This window comes from Stieleria sp. (assembly GCF_041595215.1).
Classification (GTDB): Bacteria; Planctomycetota; Planctomycetia; order Pirellulales; family Pirellulaceae; genus Stieleria; species Stieleria magnilauensis.
On record NZ_JBFHKV010000717.1, the window covers coordinates 1 to 4,584 of the forward strand.

General features: G+C 58.1%; 5 protein-coding genes. 4 read left to right on the forward strand and 1 reads right to left on the reverse strand.

The annotated features are described in order from the left end of the window. The coding region (locus ABX749_RS23040) for a peptidylprolyl isomerase (RefSeq protein WP_372898056.1) at window positions 1–709 on the forward strand (709 nt) is incomplete at its 5' end. Between the two features lie 57 nt (window positions 710–766). Beyond that, window positions 767–1,408, forward strand: a complete 642-nt coding sequence (locus ABX749_RS23045) for a hypothetical protein (RefSeq protein WP_372898057.1) — start codon at window positions 767–769, stop codon at window positions 1,406–1,408. Window positions 1,409–1,805: 397 nt separating this feature from the next. Here ABX749_RS23045 and tsaB read toward each other — a convergent pair whose 3' ends face one another. Beyond that, window positions 1,806–2,534 carry a tRNA (adenosine(37)-N6)-threonylcarbamoyltransferase complex dimerization subunit type 1 TsaB gene (tsaB, locus tag ABX749_RS23050; protein WP_372898058.1) on the reverse strand — a complete coding sequence of 243 codons (729 nt, stop codon included), beginning with the start codon at window positions 2,532–2,534 and terminating at the stop codon, window positions 1,806–1,808. Between the two features lie 174 nt (window positions 2,535–2,708). Between tsaB and ABX749_RS23055 the strand changes: the two genes are divergently transcribed. Continuing rightward, window positions 2,709–3,476 (forward strand): metallophosphoesterase, encoded by a 768-nt coding sequence (locus tag ABX749_RS23055; RefSeq protein ID WP_372898059.1) that lies wholly within the window; start codon window positions 2,709–2,711, stop codon window positions 3,474–3,476. After that, window positions 3,477–4,256 (forward strand): metallophosphoesterase, encoded by a 780-nt coding sequence (locus tag ABX749_RS23060; RefSeq protein WP_095741852.1) that lies wholly within the window; start codon window positions 3,477–3,479, stop codon window positions 4,254–4,256. It abuts the gene before it with no gap. Window positions 4,257–4,584: the final 328 nt, after the last annotated feature.

Here is a 4,584-nt window from a genome sequence, read left to right on the forward strand (position 1 = left end):
GACCGAAGACCTGACGGAACTCGATGCCAAGCTGCGTGAAACCGGAACGTCCTTGCGGGCACGTCAGCGTGAATTCACCGACATGATGCTCGGTCACATGTACATGCGCAGCAAGATCGAAAAAGATCCCACCGTGACGATCGCCGAAATCAATGCGTCCTACCAACAAGACATCGATACCTATCGACACCCCGCCAAAGCACGTTGGGAACAACTCTCGGTGCTGTTCGCCAACCATTCCTCACGCGAGGAAGTGCGGAAATTGATCATCGAAATTGGTCGTGAAGTCCACTTCAATGAAGGCTGGAAAGAGACCGCTCGAAAAAAGAGCGAAGAACCCTTTGCCGCTGATGGCGGGCAACATGACTGGACGAGCAAGGGTTCGTTGGCATCCAAGCCGATCGAAGAACAGGTGTTTTCGATTCCGCTCAACAGGATGAGTGAAATCATCGAAGACGAGCAGGGGCTGCACATCATTCGCGTGCAGGAGCGGAAGGAAGCGGGCGTGACACCGCTGGCTGAGGTGCAGGAAGACATTCGCGAGCAGATCAAAAAGGAAAAGGTCGCGGCGTCCCAAACCAAGATGATGCAAGAGATGCGCAAGAAGGTTCCCGTCTGGTCGATCTATCCCGACGACGTGCCCGGCGCGAAACCGTTGCGGCCGACCAGCACGGCGACACGGCCGGCATCCAATTCGGATTTTCGATAACCATCGACGAACCGCTCGCGGTTTTGGCTACGCTCCACTCCATCCATGGCAAGCAGGATGCTTACCCCACGACTACCGAACACAGCGTCCGTCCTGTTGGTGTTGAGCGTGTTGCTGGTGTCCCAGGGATGCGGACAGTTGGCTTATCGATTGGATCGCCGCGCGCCGGAGCAATTCATTCCCAACCCGTTGGAGTTGCCGCCGCTGGACGACCAATTTGTTTGGTCCCAGGTGGTCGACACGGTGGACGATTACTTTCGAATCTCGCGAGAGCAACCCGTTCAAAACTCCAACAACTTTTTGTTGGACGGGCGAGTGGAGACATCGTATCGCGTCGGGGCGTCGGTGTTGGAACCGTGGCGGAAGGACAGCACGGCAGGGTTCGAAGCGTTGCAGAGCACGCTGCAATCGATCCGTCGCAAGGCGACCGTCATCGTCCGGCCGCGCGGTGCGGGCTACAGCGTCGAAGTGATCGTGCAGAAAGATCTCGAAGACACCGATCGGACGCAATACGCAACCGAAACGACGGCGACGCGGCGTCACGATGGCACGATCGTGCGGCAGGTCGGCGGGGCGGGTGATTCCCCTCAGACATTGGGTTGGATTTCGCTGGGCCGCGACACTTCACTGGAACAACGGATTTTGCGGGACATTTTCCAGCGGGTGACCGAACAAGACGCTCGACGCGCCCACCTATAGCTTTTCTTGGAAACTAATTTTCCGTACCGCCGCCGCCGATACCAACGCTGCTAAGCGGTCGAGTCGACACCGAGCGTTGGCTCGCGGCCGGGCCATTTGTCGCCCCACATCCGTCCACTTCCAAGTGATTTTGCCTATATGATCGGGTTCTCTTCGCAAACCGTCTCATTCGACAGATTCTGCCGACACGTCGAAGCTTACTTGTGCCGGATTGGTCAATTGGAACCGGGGCAGTTCCCGATGACCCGTCGCCAGGTGCTGCGGGGCGGAGAATCGTGTGGGCTTTATTTTTGCGTGCACGGTCCGCGGAGTGTGAAATTGACCGCCGTTTACGATCATCGCAAAAAAACGACGATCTACTACGGCACCGACGGCGTGCGTCGCAGCCAAGAATCGATCAGCGTGAAGCTGCCTTCTCCTCAGCCGCACTCAGCTTGAGATAGCGGGCGGCCAAAGAAAACGGATCGGCGTAGCAGGCCGGTGGCTGGCTAGTCGATCCGGCGACCAGACCGGCCGCGACCCACCCGACGCCAACCGCGTCGCAAGGTTCGACCGGGTGCAACGTTTCGGCGACCTGATCGGAAACAATGGAGCGATCCCCCGCGATCGCCCAATCGGAACGGTCGAGTTTGTCGGCCACCCGCAGGTCCCAGTCTTGCCTGGAAACCACCTCGGCGCGATCATGACAGTGGTGGATCAAATTGTCGCGGCACAGTTCCTCGCGGGAGAATTCGGCCGCGAAGACTTGGCGACGGTAGGCGTTGAGTCCGACCAGGACGTTTGCGGCGCCGCTTTCCCCCAGTTGGCGGTCCGGCAGGTTCACCGCAGCGATGGCCGCCAACGATCCGACCGGGATCACGGGCAGAGCGAGCGCGTAGGCGAGCGTTTTGGCCGTGGTGATTGCGATTCGCAGGCCGGTGAACGATCCCGGGCCCACCGCCACCGAGATCGCGTCCAGGCTCAAGCCGCGGTCCTCGCACCAGCGAAGCGAGGTGTCCAATTGGCAGGCGATGTCTGCGGCGGTCCGTCGCAGGACACCGAATCGGCAATCCCACAGCACGGATTTGCCGTCCAATACCGCAAGCGATCCGTTGGTTCCGGTGGTTTCGAGGGCGAGCTGAATCATCAATGGTCGTAACGAAACTAGAAATAATGCGGCGTCCGATGCTCCGATTCGCGTCTCTGCCGTGGGATTGTCGCGAAAATTTGATTACCTTTACAATTCGCTGACCCGATGGATTCGTTTAGTAGAACGCCATTTTAAAACGTCAGCCCTTATTTCCCCGCCAGGACCAACACAGTGAAGCGAGCCCTGATCAGCGACATTCACGGCAACCTTGAAGCGCTGCTCGCGGTTCTGGCCGATATCCGTTCCCAATCGGTAGATGAAATTTACTGCTTGGGGGACATCATTGGCTATGGGCCCAATCCCTGCGAATGCCTGGACCAGGTGATGAAGAACTGCAAGGTCACGATCCTGGGAAACCACGATCAGGCGGCCTTGTTCGATCCCGACGGCTTCAACCCGATGGCGCTGCAGGCGATCTACTGGACGCGTGACCAATTGGATAACGGCCCCGGTAGCGCCGCCCAGGTCAACGGACGCTGGGACTTCCTCGGCGAATTACCACGCTACCACGACGACGATCAATTCAAGTTCGTCCACGGTTCGCCACGGGACCCGACCAACGAGTACGTTTTTCCGGAGTACATCTTCGATCAGCGAAAAATGGAAATCCTGTTCGGCAAAGTCAAGCAATACTGCTTCATGGGACACACCCATCTGCCGGGGATCTTCACGACGAACTGCGAATTCATCCAGCCCGATGAATGCGACTACCATTATCAGCTGACCAGCGAAAAAGCGATGATCAACGTCGGCAGCGTCGGCCAACCGCGGGATGAAGACAATCGGGCGTGCTATGTCATCTTGGACAAAGACGCCGCCGGTGGCCCCACAGTGACCTACCGCAGAGTCGAATACGACATTGAGACGACAGCCAACAAGATCTACGCCGAAGCCGACTTGTCTGATCAACTCGGCGACCGCATCAAACACGGACGTTAAGTGACCCGAACCGCGATCCTAAGCGATATTCACGGCAACCTGACTGCGCTCCAGGCCGTGTTGGCGCACGTTCAAACCCAACAGGTCGATCGCATCGTGTGCTTGGGCGACGTCGTCGGTTACGGCCCCCAGCCCTGCGAGTGCCTCGATGTCGTGATGGAGTTCGGGTTCTGTGTGCTCGGCAACCACGACAGCAGCGCCCTGTTCGATCCCGAAGGTTTTAATGCCGCGGCCGAACAGGCCATCTTTTGGACGCGCAGCAAACTGGAAAACCATGCCGGGGCTGCCGCAGGAGACGATCAACAGCCCTCCGCGTCACGACGTCGGCTGGATTTCTTGTGCGGTCTGCCACGAACGATCCGCGAAGAAAACGTCCTGTTCGTGCACGGGTCACCACGCGGGCCGACCAACGAATACGTGATGCCCGAAGACATCCAGAACAGCAAGAAAATGGAAAAGCTGTTTTCGCTGGTCCCTCATTTGTGCTTCCAAGGCCACACCCACGTCCCCGGGATTTTTACCACCGACCTGAATTTCATTCGGCCGGGCGAGGTGCCCGAAGGCTACGACGTCAGTGATCCGTCGGCCCGGCTGATGATCAATGTCGGCAGCGTCGGCCAGCCACGGGATCTGGACCCGCGCAGCTGCTACGTCATCTACGACCAGCAGCAAGTCTTCTTCCACCGGGTCGAATACGACATCGAAGACACGATCGCCAAGATCGAAGCCGAAACGGAACTCGACAATTTCCTCGGCTATCGACTCCGCGACGGTCGCTAAGCTTTTTGGGTGGGTCATCGTCGCTGACGCTCCTTGACCCACCCGGCCAGGCAATGCTGTGAAGCATTTATCCCCAGCGTTTTTCGTGTTGTTAGCGGTATTGGGCGCAAGCCCTCTGGTCCCTCATCGTTCCCGAAACACCGGAGGGCTCGCGCCCTACCGCTAAAAAAAGCGTCACACCGTCGCTGAAGGATTTCAACGCACAGGAATCCCCGCTTGGCAGTTGCTCACCAGATCTGCAACCTGTCGCGGGACTATTGCCAAACCATGACCGATTTTCCATAAGCGCGGGACTCTTTCGCATTAACCCAGACTTTTAGACGGTAGA

Coding starts and splice junctions, on each gene's coding strand:
- ABX749_RS23045 (WP_372898057.1), top strand. CDS start 767: ATGCTTACCCCACGACTACCGAACACAGCGTCCGTCCTGTTGGTGTTG.
- tsaB (WP_372898058.1), bottom strand. CDS start 2,534: ATGATTCAGCTCGCCCTCGAAACCACCGGAACCAACGGATCGCTTGCG.